At 59.9% G+C, this 16275-nt stretch carries 12 protein-coding genes; 3 read left to right on the forward strand and 9 right to left on the reverse strand.

The window, feature by feature from the left end; genetic code table 11:
- Positions 1 to 71: 71 nt before the first annotated feature.
- The 9 genes from ACW9HW_RS23415 to ACW9HW_RS23455 form a co-directional block, all read right to left on the reverse strand.
- On the reverse strand, positions 72 to 1052 hold the full coding sequence (locus ACW9HW_RS23415; RefSeq protein WP_075947653.1) for a peptide ABC transporter ATP-binding protein: 981 nt from the start codon (positions 1050 to 1052) through the stop codon (positions 72 to 74).
- The gene (locus ACW9HW_RS23420; protein WP_095193945.1) at positions 1052 to 2020 is read right to left on the reverse strand and encodes an ABC transporter ATP-binding protein; all 969 of its coding nucleotides are present in this window, start codon (positions 2018 to 2020) and stop codon (positions 1052 to 1054) included. The genes ACW9HW_RS23415 and ACW9HW_RS23420 overlap by 1 nt, the downstream gene beginning before the upstream one ends.
- A 10-nt stretch (positions 2021 to 2030) precedes the next feature.
- Positions 2031 to 2957, reverse strand: coding sequence for an ABC transporter permease subunit (locus ACW9HW_RS23425; RefSeq protein WP_095193944.1), 927 nt, complete (start codon positions 2955 to 2957; stop codon positions 2031 to 2033).
- Between the two features lie 11 nt (positions 2958 to 2968).
- Positions 2969 to 3979 (reverse strand): ABC transporter permease subunit, encoded by a 1011-nt coding sequence (locus ACW9HW_RS23430; RefSeq protein ID WP_095193943.1) that lies wholly within the window; start codon positions 3977 to 3979, stop codon positions 2969 to 2971.
- Between the two features lie 73 nt (positions 3980 to 4052).
- Positions 4053 to 5648: an ABC transporter substrate-binding protein gene (locus ACW9HW_RS23435; RefSeq protein ID WP_457401885.1), complete on the reverse strand. Its 1596-nt coding sequence runs from the start codon at positions 5646 to 5648 to the stop codon at positions 4053 to 4055.
- Between the two features lie 80 nt (positions 5649 to 5728).
- Positions 5729 to 7162, reverse strand: coding sequence for an OprD family porin (locus ACW9HW_RS23440; RefSeq protein WP_457401886.1), 1434 nt, complete (start codon positions 7160 to 7162; stop codon positions 5729 to 5731).
- Between the two features lie 174 nt (positions 7163 to 7336).
- A complete protein-coding gene (locus tag ACW9HW_RS23445) occupies positions 7337 to 8938 on the reverse strand; it encodes an ABC transporter substrate-binding protein (RefSeq protein ID WP_457401887.1) in 1602 nt (533 codons plus the stop codon).
- A gap of 303 nt (positions 8939 to 9241) precedes the next feature.
- Entirely contained in the window at positions 9242 to 10867 is a 1626-nt protein-coding gene (locus ACW9HW_RS23450; RefSeq protein ID WP_095193939.1) for an ABC transporter substrate-binding protein, read from the reverse strand.
- 515 nt (positions 10868 to 11382) lie between these two features.
- Entirely contained in the window at positions 11383 to 12099 is a 717-nt protein-coding gene (locus ACW9HW_RS23455; protein ID WP_457401888.1) for an SIMPL domain-containing protein, read from the reverse strand.
- Between the two features lie 377 nt (positions 12100 to 12476).
- Between ACW9HW_RS23455 and ACW9HW_RS23460 the strand changes: the two genes are divergently transcribed.
- The 3 genes from ACW9HW_RS23460 to ACW9HW_RS23470 all read left to right on the forward strand — a co-directional run bounded on the left by ACW9HW_RS23460 (position 12477) and on the right by ACW9HW_RS23470 (position 16117).
- Positions 12477 to 13739, forward strand: a complete 1263-nt coding sequence (locus ACW9HW_RS23460) for an ATP-binding protein (protein WP_095193937.1) — start codon at positions 12477 to 12479, stop codon at positions 13737 to 13739.
- The gene (locus ACW9HW_RS23465) at positions 13732 to 14292 is read left to right on the forward strand and encodes a response regulator transcription factor (protein ID WP_095193936.1); all 561 of its coding nucleotides are present in this window, start codon (positions 13732 to 13734) and stop codon (positions 14290 to 14292) included. The genes ACW9HW_RS23460 and ACW9HW_RS23465 overlap by 8 nt, the downstream gene beginning before the upstream one ends.
- Before the next feature lie 97 nt (positions 14293 to 14389).
- Positions 14390 to 16117 carry an ABC transporter ATP-binding protein/permease gene (locus tag ACW9HW_RS23470; RefSeq protein WP_457401890.1) on the forward strand — a complete coding sequence of 576 codons (1728 nt, stop codon included), beginning with the start codon at positions 14390 to 14392 and terminating at the stop codon, positions 16115 to 16117.
- The last annotated feature ends 158 nt before the right edge of the window (positions 16118 to 16275 follow it).

Here is a 16275-nt window from a genome sequence, read left to right on the forward strand (position 1 = left end):
TCAGTCGACAATGATGTGACTGACATGACGCCTTCGCGAGCAGGCTCGCTCCCACATTTTTAGCCCATTTTTTATGCCGCGCCGTGCACGAACTGCTCGGCGTAGTGGCAAGCCACCTGGCGGCTGTCGAGCAGGCGCAGGGCCGGCTCTTCAGTGCTGCAACGCTCGGTGGCGTACGGGCAGCGCTTGTGGAAGGCGCAGCCGGGCGGCGGGTTCAGCGGGTTGGGCAGTTCGCCGACGATCTTGATTTTCGGCTTGTCCGGATCCGGGTGGATGGTCGGTGTCGCCGACAACAGCGCCTGGGTGTACGGGTGCAGAGGACGGGTGTAGATGTCTTCTTTCGGACCCATTTCCACCGGACGGCCGAGGTACATCACCATCACGTGGTCGGCGACGTGACGCACCACCGCCAGGTTGTGGGAGATGAACACGTAGGCGGTGTTGAATTCCTGCTGCAAGTCCATGAACAGGTTCAGCACCTGGGCCTGGATCGACACGTCCAGCGCGGAAGTCGGTTCGTCCGCCACCAGCACCTTCGGTTGCAGCATCATGGCGCGGGCCAGGGCGATCCGCTGGCGCTGACCGCCGGAGAACATGTGCGGATAACGCTGGTAGTGCTCGGGACGCAAGCCCACCTGCTTCATCATTGCCTGGACTTTCTCCCGGCGTTCGGTGGCGGACAGGTTGGTGTTGATCAACAGCGGCTCGGCCAGTTGATCACCGATTTTCTGCCGTGGGTTCAGCGACGCGTAAGGGCTCTGGAACACCATCTGCACGTCTTTGCGCAGTTGCTTGCGCTGGGCCTTGTCGGCGCCGGCCACTTCCTGGCCGGCGATTTTCAGGGAGCCCGAGGACGGCTCTTCGATCAGGGTCAGGGCGCGGGCCAGGGTGGATTTACCGCAACCCGACTCACCTACAACGGCGAGGGTCTTGCCGGCTTCCAGCTCGAAGGACACGCCGTTGAGGGCGCGCACAGTCGCGTGGCCCTTGAACATGCCACGGGACACTTCGTAGTGACGGGTCAGGTCGCGGGCGGTAAGTACGACGGCCATTACGCCACCTCCTGGTTCAGCGGGTAGAAGCAGCGGGCGAGGCTGTTGCTTTTCGGGTCAAGGGCCGGACGTTGCGCGCGGCAGTTGTCCTGCACATATGGGCAGCGCGGCGACAGCAGGCAACCCTGCGGACGGTCGTAACGGCCGGGGACGATACCCGGCAGGGTCGACAGGCGAGAGGCGCCCAGGCTGTGTTCCGGAATCGCCTTGAGCAGCGCTTCGCTGTACGGGTGCGCCGGTATATCGAACAGTTGCGGCACCTGGCCGACTTCGACGGCTTGACCGGCGTACATCACGCACACGCGCTGGGCGGTTTCAGCCACGACCGCGAGGTCGTGGGTGATCAGCACCAGGCCCATGTTCTGCTCTTTCTGCAATGCCAGCAGCAGGTCCATGATCTGCGCCTGAATCGTTACGTCCAGGGCGGTGGTCGGTTCGTCGGCGATCAGCAGTTTCGGCTCGCCGGCAATCGCCATGGCGATCGCGACACGCTGGCTCATGCCGCCGGACAGTTGATGCGGGTAGGCGTCCATGCGGCTGGCCGCGCCCGGGATTTCAACTTTTTCCAGCAGTTCGATGGCGCGTTTGCGCGCGGCCTTGCCGGACATTTTCAGGTGCAGGCGCAGCACTTCTTCGATCTGGAACCCGACGGTGTAGCTCGGGTTCAACGCGGTCATCGGGTCCTGGAAGACCATGGCCAGGTCTTTGCCGACGATCTGCCGACGCTGGCGGTTATTGAGCTTGAGCATGTTCTGGCCGTCGAAGCTCAGGGAATCGGCGGTGACGATCCCCGGGTGCTCGATCAGGCCCATCAACGCCATCATGGTCACGGACTTGCCGGAACCGGACTCGCCAACGATGGCCAGTACTTCGCCCTTGTCCACCTTCAGGTCGAGGCCGTCGACTACCGGTGTGGCGTTCTTGTCGCCGAAGCGAACGTTGAGATTCTTGATTTCTAGCAGTGACATGGGAATCTCCTCAGGCGGCGTTCTTGAGTTTCGGGTCCAGCGCATCGCGCAGGCCGTCGCCCATCAAGTTGATTGCCAGCACGCTGAGCAAAATGGTCAAACCAGGCAGACTGACGACCCACCAGGCGCGTTCGATGTAGTCGCGGGCCGAGGCCAGCATGGTGCCCCACTCAGGGGTTGGCGGTTGTACGCCAAGGCCGAGGAAGCCCAGGGCGGCGGCATCGAGAATCGCCGAGGAGAAGCTCAGGGTGGCCTGAACGATCAGCGGTGCCATGCAGTTGGGCAACACCGTCACGAACATCAGGCGTGGCAGGCCGGCACCGGCCAGGCGCGCGGCGGTCACGTAGTCGCGGTTCAGTTCGCCCATCACCGCGGCGCGGGTCAGACGAACGTAGGACGGCAGGGACACCACGGCGATGGCGATCACGGTGTTGATCAGGCCAGGGCCGAGGATGGCGACGATCGCCACGGCCAGCAGCAGCGAAGGCAGGGCCAGCATGATGTCCATCAGGCGCATGATGGTCGGGCCGATCATTTTCGGGAAGAAGCCGGCGAACAGACCCAGCAGGATGCCGGGGATCAGCGACATCACCACCGACGACAAGCCGATCAGCAGCGACAGGCGCGAACCCTGGATCAGACGCGACAGCAGGTCGCGACCCAGTTCATCGGTACCCAGCAGGAACTGGATCTGCCCACCTTCGAGCCAGGCTGGCGGGGTCAGCAGGAAGTCGCGGTACTGCTCGCTCGGGTCATGCGGGGCGACCCACGGCGCGAAGATCGCGCAGAAAATCACCAGCAGCATGAACATCAGGCCGGCAACGGCGCCCTTGTTCCGGGAGAAGGCGTGCCAGAATTCTTTGTACGGCGACGGGTACAGCAGGCTTTGATCCACAACGGAGGTGGCGGCGGCTACTGAGGAAGTTGGAGTGCTCATGGGTATTGACCTCAGCGCTGATGACGGATGCGTGGGTTGGCAAAGCCGTAGAGGATGTCCACTACGAAGTTGACCAGAATCACCAGGCAGGCGATTAACAGGATGCCGTTTTGTACGACTGGATAGTCACGGGCGCCAATGGCTTCGATCAGCCATTTGCCGATGCCCGGCCAGGAGAAGATGGTCTCGGTCAGGACCGCACCGGCCAACAGGGTGCCGACTTGCAGGCCGACCACGGTCAGCACCGGAATCAGCGCGTTACGCAGACCGTGCACGAACACCACGCGCGACGGCGACAGGCCCTTGGCCTTGGCGGTACGGATGTAATCCTCGCGCAGCACTTCGAGCATCGACGAACGGGTCATCCGCGCGATCACCGCCAGCGGGATGGTGCCGAGCACGATGGCTGGCAGGATCAGGTGGTGCAGGGCATCGAGGAACGCGCCGACATCATCGGCCAGCAGCGTATCGATGAGCATGAAGCCGGTGCGTGGCTCGATGTCATACAGCAGGTCGATCCGCCCGGACACCGGGGTCCAGCCCAGGGACACCGAGAAGAACATGATCAGGATCAGGCCCCACCAGAAGATCGGCATCGAGTATCCCGCCAGGGACACACCCATTACCCCATGGTCGAACAGGGATCCTCGCTTGAGTGCCGCGATCACCCCGGCCAGCAGGCCCAGGATACCGGCGAACAACAGGGCGGCCATGGACAGTTCCAGGGTCGCGGGGAATAGGGAGGTGAACTCGCTCCAGACGCTTTCACGGGTACGCAGGGATTCCCCCAGATCGCCGTGGGCCAGTTTCCCGATGTAATCCAGGTACTGGGCATACAAGGGTTTGTTCAGACCTAGGCGTTCCATTGCCTGAGCATGCATCTCGGGGTCGACCCGACGTTCGCCCATCATCACTTCCACGGGGTCGCCGGGGATCATGCGAATCAACGCGAAAGTCAGCAAGGTGATGCCGAAGAACGTGGGGATCAATAACCCCAGTCGGCGGGCAATAAAACTAAACATCGTGTGGTGTACCTCATCAGCCGGTTAGGCGTGCCCGGCATGCCTGGGGTCAGGAATGCCGGGAGTTTCTTATCTACTTCACCTGGGTGGTGGCGAAGTTATTTGTGGTGAGCGGGCTGATTTGGTAGCCCTCTACGTTGTTGCGCATTGCGGTGAACATTCTAGTGTGCGCCATGCTGATCCATGGCTGGTCCTGGTTAAAGATAACCTGAGCCTGTTCGTACAGTGCTGCACGTTCGGCCGGGTCGGTTTTTTCGCGGGCCTGGTCGATCAGGGCCTGGAACTTTTCATTGCACCAGCGTGCGTAGTTTTCGCCGTTCTTGGCCGCTTCGCAACTGAGCATAGGCGTCAGGAAGTTATCCGGGTCGCCGTTATCCCCCGCCCATCCGGCGGAAACCATATCGTGCTCGCCGTTTTTCGCGCGCTTGAGCATTTCGCCCCATTCCATCACGCGGATGTCGATCTTGATGCCGACCTTGGCCAGGTCGGCCTGCATCATCTGCGCGCCGAGCATCGGGTTGGGGTTGGTCGGGCCGCCACCGTTACGGGTGAACAGGGTGAAGGTGGTGCCTTCCGGTACGCCGGCTTCCTTGAGCAGGGCGCGGGCCTTGTCCAGGTCGCGGGCCGGGTTCTTCAGCTGGTGGTTGTAGCCCAGCAGGGTGTCCGGGAACGGGTTGACGCCCACGGTCGCGTTGCCCTTGCCGAACAGCGCGTTGACGTAGGCTTCCTTGTCAAAGGCAATGTCGATGGCTTTGCGCACCCGCACGTCGCTCATGTACTTGTGCTGGGTATTCATGGCGATGTACGAGACGGTCATCGCGTTCAGCTCGTCGACCTTCAGGTTCGAGTCTTTCTTGATGCTCGGAATGTCATCCGGTTTCGGGTACAGCGCGATCTGGCATTCGTTGGCTTTCAGCTTCTGCAGGCGCACGTTGTTGTCGGTGGCGATGGCCAGGATCAACGAGTCGGCCGGTGCCTTGCCACGGAAGTAGTCCGGGTTGGCCTTGAAGCGAACCTGGGCATCCTTGTTGTAGCGCTGGAAGACGAACGGACCGGTGCCGACCGGCTTGCTATTCAGGTCGCCGGTCTTGTTGGCCTTGAGCAGCTGGTCGGCGTACTCGGCGGAGTAGATCGAGGAGAAGGCCATGGCAATGTCGGCCAGGAACGGCGCTTCGCGGCGGGTCAGGGTGAATTTGACCGTGTTGTCGTCGACTTTTTCGACGCTTTTGAGCAGTTCCTTGAAGCCCATGCTTTCAAAGTACGGGAAGCCCACGCTCGACAGTTTGTGCCATGGATGGTTCGGGTCCAGCTGGCGCTGGAAGCTCCAGACCACGTCGTCGGCGTTCATGTCGCGGGTCGGCTTGAAGTATTCGGTGGTGTGGAACTTGACGCCTTTGCGCAGGTGGAACGTGTAGGTCAGGCCGTCCTCGCTGATGTCCCAGGTGTCGGCCAGTGACGGAATCACGTCGGTGGTGCCGGGCTTAAAGCCTACCAAGCGGTCGAAAATGGTTTCGGAAACCGCATCGCCTGTGACTGCAGTCGTGTACTGGACCATGTCGAAGCCTTCCGGACTGGCTTCGGTGCAGACCACCAGGGGTTTGGCCGATACGCCAACCGCGACACTCAACAACGCGGCTGCGATGGCCGCACGTAGGGGAAGCATTTTCATCAAGAACCCTCTGCAATCGGTTGAATGGACAAAAACCGCACGGCCGATTCGTCACTGAATCTGCCGTGCGGCCGGTGTATTTACAGAATGTTGAACGGGATGGTGGTTACCAGACGGAATTCGTTGATGCTGCCATCAGACTGGAATTCGCTGGCGCGGTGAGCGGTGTAGGTCGCGCGAACAGTGGTGGCCTTCAAAGGGCCGCTCTGAACGGCGTAGGTAGCACCGATACCATATTCGTAGTGGTGTTCGCCGTCCTGTTCCTGAACGCCGTCGTAGCCTTTGCCGGACACACCTTTGTTGCCGGTGTAGTGGGTACCGTCGATACCCCAGCCACGCGCCTGGTAGATGTTGAACTTCAGGCCTGGCACGCCGTATTCGGCCATGTTCAGACCGTAGGCGACCTGGAAGGATTTCTCGTTCGGGCCGTTGAAGTCCGACAGCAGGGAGTTGGCCAGGTAGATACCGTTGGTTTCGTGCAGGTAGTCGAAGTACTCGTTACCGTTCACTTCCTGGTACGAGAAGGTCAGGCTGTGGGCCTGGTGAGTCAGGCCGAACGACAGGGAGTAGGTGTCGTTATCGATGTCGCCGATCAGCGCCTTACCTTCTTCCTGGGTTTTGTAGTAGTTCAGGCCGGTGGTCAGGCTCAGCACCTGGCTGTCGCCCAGCACATGGGTGGCACCGAAGTAGTACTGGTTCCAGATGTCTTCGGCCTGGGTCGCCCAGAGGCTGGTGGTCAGGCTGGAGAATGGGGTGTAAGTGATGCCGCCGGTGTAGATGTGATCGGATTCTTCCCGGCCGTTGGCGTATTCGGTACGGAATTTCTGTTGGCTTTGTTCCATACGCGGGGAAACGCGGTCAAAGGTCGCGAAATCGAAGGTCAGGTTTTCCAGTTCGGCGACGTTCAGGCTCACACCCTGGAAGCTCGAAGGCAGTGCACGGTTGCCGATGGTGTCGACTTGCGGGCTGCTGTAGCTCTGGCGACCGGCCGTCAGGGTGGTGTTGGAGAAGCGCGCCTTGACGTTGGCCAGGCCCAGTTTGCTCCACTGCCCTACGGCATCCCCGCCTTTTTCGGTCAGGGTGCGGTTGTTACCTGAAAAAGGGCCAGTCTTGGGGGCGCCACCATTGCCGGCAGCCAGGTCCTCGCGGTCACGATCCAGCGCAATGGCGTTGTAGGCGGCGACTTCAGTGCTGAACCCGACAGGGCCTTCGGTGAAGCCCGAGTTGTACTTGAGGATAGTGCCCTGGACCCAGTTGATGCGGCGATCGGTATCGGCCAGTGTGCCGTGATCGTTGTATTTGAACTTGGCACCACGCTTGAGTTGCTCGTTTGCATACCAGTTACGGGTAGTGCCGCTGATCGACTGGCCTTCGATGAAGCCAGTGGCTTCACTTTGAGCACTTTTTTCTTTCACGGTAACCGGGGTGAACGCCTGGCTCTGGGTTTCAGCGTAAGCGGTGGCGGTTACGCTGCTGATGGCCAGGGCCAGTATCGCGGTGCTGCTCAGTTTCATGGGTGAAGCTCCTTACTTTCTATTATTAATGCCGTTCTTTTTTTGGTGATCCGGCTATTTGCTTTGGAACTCATTTCACGCATTGCAAACGTTTGCCTGGCACCGGATTGGCGAATTACGGCAATACGCTTGCATGAGGGCGCAATGCGCCCCCAGCGTTTTGGCTACACGGTTTTATTTATCGATGCTGACACCCGAGAACACGTTGCGACCGAACGGGCTGACCTTGAACCCTTCGATTTTGGCGCTCAACGGCTGGTTGACCGTCGAGTGGGCGACCGGCGTGATCGGTACCTGCTGCTTGAGGTACTGCTGCGCCTGTTTGTAGAGCACGGTGCGCTGGTCGCGATCGGTCACGACCTTGGCCTGCTTGATCAGCTTGTCGTAAGCCGGATCGCACCACATGGAGTAGTTGTTACCGCCAATGGCGTCGCAGCTGTAGAGCGTGCCGAGCCAGTTGTCCGGGTCACCGTTGTCACCGGTCCAGCCAATCAGGCTGATGTCATGTTCGCCGTTCTTGGTGCGCTTGATGTACTCGCCCCATTCGTAGCTGACGATCTTGACCTTGAGGCCGATCTTCGCCCAGTCGGCCTGGAGCATTTCGGCCATCAACTTGGCGTTGGGGTTGTACGGGCGCTGCACCGGCATGGCCCACAGGGTGATTTCGGTGCCTTCCTTCACGCCGGCGGCCTTGAGCAGTTCCTTGGCTTTTTCCGGGTTGTAGGCGGCGTCCTTGATCGTGTCATCGTAGGACCATTGAGTCGGCGGCATGGCGTTGACCGCCAGTTGACCGGCACCCTGGTACACGGCGTTGAGAATGCCTTGCTTGTTCACCGCCATGTCCAGCGCCTGACGCACTTCGAGCTGGTCGAAAGGCTTGTGACGCACGTTGTAGGCGATGTAGCCGAGGTTGAAACCGGGTTTTTCGATCAGTTGCAGTGCCGGGTCGTTCTTCAGCGCGGTCACGTCGGCAGGGCGCGGGTGCAGGGTGACCTGGCACTCATCGGCCTTGAGTTTCTGCACTCGCACCGAGGCGTCGGTGTTGATGGCGAAAATCAGGTTGTCGAGCTTCACGCGGCTCGGGTCCCAGTAGTGCTTGTTGCCGGTGTAACGGATGTTGGAATCTTTCTGGTAACTCTTGAACACGAACGGCCCGGTGCCGATCGGCTTCTGGTTGATATCGCTCGGCTTGCCCTCGGCCAGCAGCTTGTCGGCATACTCGGCGGAGAGAATGGCGGCGAAACTCATGGCGATGTTCTGGATGAACGCGGCATCCACGCTGTTGAGCGTCATGACCACGGTCAGCGGCCCGGTCTTCTCAACCTTGGCGATGTTCTTGTTCAGGCTCATGCCGTTGAAATACGGGAATTCGGTCGGGTAAGCCTTACGGAAGGGTTGTTGCGGATCGAGCATGCGATTGAACGTGAACAGCACGTCATCGGCGTTGAAATCGCGGGTCGGTGTGAAGTACTTGGTGGTATGAAACTTCACTCCAGGGCGCAGGTGAAAGGTGTACTTGAGGCCGTCCTCGGAAATATCCCAGTTCGTGGCCAGGCCTGGAACGACATTGGTCGCGCCTTTTTCAAACTCTGCCAGTCGGTTGTACAGCGGCTCGGCGGCATCGTTGTCGGTCGCGGTCGTGTACTGCGCGGTATCGAAACCGGCAGGACTGCCTTCGGAGCAAAACACCAGGCTGTTGTTGGCGGCCTGGCTCATGGACGTGGCGGCCAACAGGCCGGTGCCCAGCAATGCGGATAAAACCAAGGTATGGCGCATGACGCTCCCTCTTGTTCGAAGTTTTGGCAGTGAACCTTCGCCCGTGCGCAGGCGTGAAGGCTTCACTGGTTTCAAGCCATGAAAGTCAGCACAAAACCGATGACCCACGCGTGAGCTGGTCGGATCCCGACGGTACGAACCGTGGGTCCGGCAGTAAATGCGTAAAGTCCGAAAGACTCGTGGGAAAAGACGACGCGTCCTAGCGCTCTGCTGTAGTCAGCAGACGATCTGGATGTAGGCGATTTCCTGCTTTCTCGGTCGATAAAGCAACGGCGACGTCAGAAACGTCGCCGTTGCCAAACCTTACTTGCTGACGCTGACGCCGTAGAAGGAGTTCAAGCCAAACGGGCTGATCTTGAAGTCCTGCACATTGGCGCGCATGGGTTGGAACACCGTCGAGTGAGCGATAGGTGTCATTGGAACAGCATCTTTGAGGACGTGTTGCGCCTGCTTGTACAGTTCGGTGCGCTTGGCCTGATCGGTGGTGCGCTTGGCTTCCTTGACGATGCCGTCAAACTTCGGATCGCACCACTTGGAGAAGTTGTTGCCTTCCAGCGAGTCGCAACCGAACAGCACGTTCAGCCAGTTGTCCGGATCACCATTGTCGCCGCTCCAGCCAATCAGCATCCCCTGGTTTTCGCCACCTTTGGAGCGCTTGATGTACTCGCCCCACTCGTAGCTCTGGATCTTGACCTTCAGACCGACCTTGGCCCAGTCGGACTGCAGCATTTCTGCCATCAGCTTGGCGTTCGGGTTGTACGGACGCTGAACCGGCATCGCCCAGAGAACGATTTCGGTGCCTTCTTTCACGCCAGCTTCCTTGAGCAGCTCTTTGGCTTTCTCAGGGTTGTACGGCGCATCCTTGATGGTGGTGTCGTAGGACCACTGGGTCGGTGGCATGGCGTTGACGGCCAGTTGGCCGGCGCCCTGATACACGGAGTCGATGATCTGTTGCTTGTTGACGGCCATGTCCAGTGCCTGACGCACTTTCAGTTGGGACAACGGGTTCGGCTCGTTGCTGCCTTTGACCTTGTCCATCACGTTGTAGGCGATGTAGCCCAGGTTGAAACCGGCCTGCTCAGGCAGCTTCAACGTCTTGTCTTCGCGCAGGGCTTTCAGGTCGGCTGGACGAGGGAACAGGGTGACCTGGCACTCGTTCTTCTTCAGCTTCTGGATGCGAACCGACGGGTCGGTGGTGATGGCGAAGATCAGGTTGTCGATCTTGACGTCGTCAGGCTTCCAGTAGTCCTTGTTCCCGGTGTAGCGGATGTTGGAGTCTTTCTGGTAGCTCTTGAACACGAACGGACCAGTGCCGATGGGCTTCTGGTTGATGTCGGCGGCCTTGCCTTCCTTGAGCAGCTGGGCAGCGTACTCGGCGGACTGGATCGAGGCGAAGCTCATGGCCATGTTCTGAATGAACGCGGCATCTACGTCTTTGAGGGTGAACTTGACGGTGTTGTCGTCGACTTTATCGATCTTGGTGATGTTGGTGTCCATCCCCATGTCGGTGAAGTACGGGAATTCGGTCGGGTACGCTTTGCGGAACGGGTCATCCTTGTTAATCATGCGATTAAAGGTGAACAGCACGTCGTCGGCGTTGAAGTTACGCGTCGGCTTGAAGTACGGAGTGGTGTGGAACTTGACGCCTTCACGCAGGTGGAAGGTGTAAGTCAGGCCGTCGGTGGAGATGTCCCAGCTGGTCGCCAGGCCAGGAATAACGGCGGTGCCGCCGCGCTCGAACTGGGTCAGGCGGTTGAACATGGTTTCGGCAGAGGCGTCGAAGTCGGTTCCGGTGGTGTATTGACCTGGATCGAAACCGGCCGGGCTCCCTTCGGAGCAGAACACCAGGTTAGTCGCAGCTTGAGCGAACGGTGCGGCAGCCAACAAGCTGGCGCCGACTAAAAACGGAATGACCGCGTGTTTAAGCATGGTGGCCTCATGATTTGTTGTCATTTTTTAATTTTGAGGACGACCTCGTGAGTCGTGCCTGCGGATACTTATGCAGGGGCCATACCCAATGCAAGATCCAGAGCGGCTACAAGCCTTAAACGGTGGCACGAACGTACCTTAATGTCGCATTGGTATAAATTTTGACGCATTTGACCGTTTGCGCGGCATTTTTGTAGTGCATCTGACGCACGTTTATGGTGCGTGCAAGCGTTGGGTTGCCCGGGGGTGGGGCGGAGGTGTTACCTATTTATACCCCGGCCTGTGGGGCTGAATGGGAGTGGTTATTGTTGCACTGGATTGGATCAGTGAGCGTGGGTATCACCAGGTGCAACTATTCACTTGTAACAAAGATTGCTCGCGATGAACGGTGACGCGGTTCCCAGTCGAAGCCCGAGTAACGGCGATCGCGAGCAAGCTTTGCGCCTACTGGAATGTAGCGCAAAAAAAACGGCGATCACTTGGGTGATCGCCGTTTTTGTTCAGGGGTTATCGACTCAAGGCATCAGCACTTCAATCGCGCCATCGGCCGTCATGGTGACCTGGCTGGTGCCGGCTTCGACTTCCGGGGTCACCGGTGCGCCGTCCATGCTGGCGGCCTTCATCATCATCGGTGCACGCATGTATGGCTGCGGGAAGCCGCTGCTGTTGAGGTTCATGTTGACGATCTTGTAGCCCTTGCCACCCAGGGCATCGGTGGCAAGTTGGGCGCGAGCCTTGAAGGCGGAGACGGCTTCCTTGAGCAGGGTGTCTTCACTGGCCTTGCGGGTTGGCGTGGCGATCGCGAAGTCCATGCCGCCCATCTTCAGGTCGGTGAGCAGTTCGCCGGTCAGCTTCGACAGCGCGGCGAAATCCGTACTCTCTAGGCGCAGCTCGGAGCGTTCACGCCAGCCGGTGATTTTCTGGCCCTTGGCATCGTAGATCGGGTAGCTGTTGCGGCTGCCCTGGCGCAGGGTGATGTCCTTGACCTGCTTGGCCTGGGCCAGCGCCTTGTTCATGGTGGTGCTGACCTCGGCGGCGAGTTTGGCCGAGTCGGTGTTTTGTGCTTCGGTGTAGAGGGTCACGATCATCAGGTCGCGAGCCACTTCCTGGCTGACTTCGGCGCGCAGGGAAATCTGGTTGTAATGAAGTTCGTCGGCAGCCACGGCCGGGAGGCTGGCAAGGGTGCCAACACTCAGGGCGAGGAGGGCGGCGCTGCGGCGGAATGTGTGCATGAAAGCTCCTAAGGTGGTGCGCAGGGCATGGTCCGGACCTGCGTGAAACCATCAGACTCTAGCTTTAATGATCCGGTTCGCACAGTTACAACTTCTATACAGATGTATCACTGGTGGTGCAGGGCTTTCTGTGGCGAGGGAGCTTGCTCCCGTTGGACTGCAAAGCAGTCCCAAAACCTGCCACCGCAATTCGTCAGGAAAAGCGCGTCAACCGGTTTGCGTCTGCTGCGCAGCCGAGCGGGAGCAAGCTCCCTCGCCACAAAAGCATTCCATCGATCATTGGCGAGGCTGTGGCCGTTTGCCGCACGTTTGCCTGCCAGCCCCCACGCTTGGTTATACTCCCTGCGATCCGCCTGGAGCGCTCATCAGGAGAGCTCATGCTCGCCCCCGTTCAAATCACTTCCGCCACTCGCCAGAACCTCTGGCGGCTGACCTTCATCCGCACCTTGGTGCTGGCCGCCCAGGCGGGTTCCGTGGGCCTGGCCTACTGGCTCGAACTGCTGCCGCTGCCCTGGTTCCAACTGGCCGCGACCCTCGGTTGCTCGATGCTGCTGTGCGCGTTCACGGCGATTCGCCTGCGCACTTCGTGGCCGGTCACCGAGCTTGAATATGCCGTGCAATTGGCTTGCGATCTGTTTATCCACAGCGCCTTGCTGTATTTCTCCGGCGGCTCGACCAATCCCTTCGTCTCCTACTACCTGGTGCCGTTGACCATCGCCGCGGTGACGTTGCCGTGGCGTTATTCGGTGATCCTGTCGGGCATCGCGCTGACGATGTATACCCTGCTGCTGGCGCGGTTCTATCCGTTGCAAACGTTCCCGATCGCCCGGGAAAACTTGCAGGTGTATGGAATGTGGCTGAGTTTCGCCCTCGCCGCTGCGGTGATCACCTTCTTCGCCGCACGCATGGCCGAAGAGCTGCGCCGTCAGGAGGAGTTGCGGGCGATCCGCCGCGAAGAGGGGCTGCGCGATCAACAATTGCTGGCCGTGGCCACCCAGGCAGCGGGCGCCGCCCATGAGCTGGGTACACCGCTGGCAACGATGAGCGTACTGCTCAAGGAAATGCGCCAGGATCATCACGATCCCCTGTTGCAGGACGACCTGAGCGTACTGCAGGATCAGGTCAAACTGTGCAAGGAAACGTTGCAGCAGCTTGTTCGGGCGGCGGAGGCCAATCGCCGTTTGGCGGTGGAGATGCAGGACGTCACCGATTGGCTCGATGAAGCGCTGAACCGCTGGCACCTGATGCGCCCGGAAGCCAGTTATCGTTTCCAGCGCCTTGGCCAGGGCACGGTGCCGCGCATGGCGCCGCCGCCGGACCTGACCCAGGCGCTGCTGAATTTGCTGAATAACGCGGCGGATGCCTGTCCCGAAGGGCTGCAAGTGACCCTGGACTGGAATGCCGAGGACTTGACCATCAGCATCCGCGACCACGGTGCCGGTGTACCGCTGGCCATCGCCGAACAGATCGGCAAGCCGTTTTTTACCACCAAGGGCAAAGGTTTCGGCCTGGGCCTGTTTTTGAGCAAGGCCAGCGTGACACGCGCCGGTGGCTCAGTGAAACTCTATAGTCATGAGGAAGGCGGCACGCTCACCGAGCTGCGCCTGCCCCTTGGCGCCCGAGGAGACCAACATGAGTGACGAAATCCAGGTTGAAGGCGAAGAGCTGCCGCATTTGCTGCTGGTCGACGACGACGCGACCTTTACCCGGGTGATGGCCCGTGCCATGGCCCGCCGCGGCTTTCGCGTCAGCACCGCCGGTTCTGCCGAAGAAGGGCTGACCATCGCCCAGAACGATCTGCCGGACTACGCCGCGCTGGACCTGAAAATGGACGGCGATTCGGGCCTGGTGCTACTGCCCAAGCTGCTGGAAATGGACCCGGAAATGCGCGTGGTGATCCTGACCGGCTATTCGAGCATCGCCACCGCCGTTGAAGCGATCAAGCGCGGCGCCTGCAACTACCTGTGCAAACCGGCCGACGCCGACGACGTACTGGCTGCGCTGCTGTCCGAACACGCCGACCTTGACAGCCTGGTGCCGGAAAACCCGATGTCCGTGGACCGCCTGCAGTGGGAACACATTCAGCGCGTGTTGACCGAACACGAAGGCAACATTTCCGCCACCGCCCGCGCCCTGGGCATGCACCGCCGCACACTGCAGCGCAAACTGCAGAAGCGTCCCGTTCGCCGCTGAACCTGCGCTGAACGAATGCGGGCCACTCCTCGCGATAAACCGGACCGATCATCTATGATCGGTTCGTGCCTGTACTTTTCTTTATCGAGCCTTTTCCATGAATCAGAACGCTGAATATTCCGCGGTCAACGATGCCGTGCGCGGGCAGTTTTTTCGCAAAGTCTGGGCGATCATCACGCCTTACTGGCGCAGTGAGGAGAAGGTCAAGGCCTGGACGCTGCTGATCGCGGTGATTGCGCTGTCGCTGGTCAGCGTCGGTATCTCGGTGTGGTTCAACACCTGGTACAAGGATTTCTACAACGCCCTGCAACAGAAGGACGAAGCGGCGTTCTGGCGGCTGATTCTGTATTTCTGCGTGATTGCGGCGGTGGCGATCGTCGGCGCGGTGTACCGGCTCTATCTGACCCAGATGCTGACGATCCGCTGGCGGGCATGGCTCACGGAAAAACATTTCGCCCGCTGGCTAGCGGACAAGAACTACTACCAGCTGGAGCAGGGCGGGTACACCGACAACCCGGACCAGCGGATCTCCGAAGACCTCAACAATTTCACCTCGGACACCTTGAGTCTGGGCATTGGTCTGCTGCGCAATATCGTCAGTCTCGTGTCCTTCTCGATCATCCTCTGGGGAGTCTCAGGCAGTATCGAGCTGTTCGGTATAACCATTCCCGGCTACATGTTCTGGGGCGTGCTGCTTTATGCGGTAGTGGGCAGCTGGTTGACGCACTTGATCGGTCGCCGTTTGATCGGTTTGAACAATCGGCAACAACGCTTCGAAGCGGACCTGCGATTCTCCATGGTGCGGATTCGCGAGAATGCCGAAAGCATTGCGTTATACAACGGCGAGCCAAACGAGAACCGCCGTTTGAACAATCGTTTCTCCATGGTCTGGCACAATTTCTGGGACATCATGAAGGTGTCCAAGCGTCTGACCTTCTTCACTTCCGGTTACGAGCAGGCCGCCGTGATCTTCCCCTTTATGTTGGCAGCGCCGCGTTACCTCGCCGGCAAGATCGAACTTGGCGAGCTGATGCAAATCGGCTCGGCATTCGGCAACGTTCAGGACAGTTTCAGCTGGTTCATCACCGCGTACCAGAACCTCGCCTCATGGCGCGCCACCTGTGATCGTCTGCTGAGTTTCCGCCAGGCCATGACCGACAACGAGGAGCGTGCTCCGGCGATCGATGTGCAGAATCAGGGTGATGCGTTGAAGGTGCACAACCTTGGTCTCGATCTGGCTGACGGTCGCCATTTGCTGACGAACGCGGACATGACCGTGAGGGAGGGCGAGCGCGTGATGCTCAGCGGCCGTTCCGGCAGCGGCAAGTCGACCCTGCTGCGGGCGATGGGGCATCTGTGGCCGACGGGTCACGGCAGCATTCGCCTGCCCGCCGCGCGTTACCTGTTCCTGCCGCAGAAGCCCTATTTGCCGATCGGCTCCCTGCGTGAGGCGCTGAGTTATCCACAGCCCGGTGATACCTACACGAACGAGCGCTATGCGCACGTCCTGGAAACCTGCCGTTTGCCGCATCTGGTGGCACGTCTCGATGAGGCCAATCACTGGCAGCGCATGCTCTCGCCCGGTGAGCAGCAACGCCTGGCCTTTGCCCGCGCCCTGCTGTATGCGCCGCAGTGGTTGTACATGGACGAAGCGACCTCGGCGATGGATGAGGAAGACGAAGCGTCGCTGTATCAGGCGCTGATCGATGAGTTGCCGGGGCTGAGCATCGTCAGCGTCGGCCATCGCAGCAGCCTCAAACGCTTCCATCCGCGGCACGTTCGTATCGAGAACGGGCATTTGGTGGACCAGGCCGTGACTGCCTAAACCCCACCGCCCCACTGTAGGAGCGAGCTTGCTCGCGATGGAGGCTAACGATAAGGCGTATTTGCTGAATCAACGCGGCGCGTTTAAGTCCATCGCGAGCAAGCTGAACTGGCCTAATAATCCCGGACACCTCTTTAGGGCGATATGATTCGCCCATT

The sequence above is a fragment of the Pseudomonas sp. SDO5532_S415 genome (assembly GCF_054071155.1).